The sequence below is a fragment of the Mesorhizobium sp. BHbdii genome, from assembly GCF_053848045.1.
The window spans coordinates 1-487 of the sequence record NZ_JBSPKX010000157.1 but is presented as its reverse complement, the minus strand read 5'-3'; the positions used below and the strand labels follow the sequence as shown (position 1 = coordinate 487).

Sequence of the window (487 nt, the reverse complement as noted above, 5' to 3'; positions counted from 1 at the left end):
TGGCGCCGCGAACCTTCGAACGCCAAGTCTTCCAAAGCCAAGCCTTCCAAGGATTGACCCCACGCGGCCGTCGCCGCACAGTCCAGGATGCCAAGCAAGCGCGCGGAGAAAAAGATGTCCGAAACCTTTAAAGCCATCCTCGTCTCGCGCGACGCCGACAAGAAACAGTCGGTCGCCGTGACCGACCTCACCGAAGCCGACCTGATGGAGGGTGACGTCACCGTCGCGGTCGAGGCGACGACGGTGAACTACAAGGATGGACTGGCGATTACCGGCAAGGCGCCGGTGGTCCGCCGCTGGCCGCTGGTGCCGGGCATCGACTTCGCCGGCACGGTCATCTCGTCCTCCAATCCCGACTGGCGCAAGGGCGACAAGGTCATCCTGAATGGCTGGGGCGTCGGCGAGACGCATTTCGGCGCCTATGCCGGGCGCGCCCGCGTCAAGGGCGATTGGCTGGTGCCGCTGCCGGAAGGCATCAGCGCCCATG

At 65.3% G+C, this 487-nt stretch carries 1 protein-coding gene; it reads left to right on the top strand.

Annotated features, from left to right (window positions below):
- Nucleotides 1-114: 114 nt before the first annotated feature.
- Nucleotides 115-487: alcohol dehydrogenase catalytic domain-containing protein (locus ACWTU8_RS32370; RefSeq protein WP_455851317.1), on the top strand; the 373-nt coding region annotated here is incomplete at its 3' end.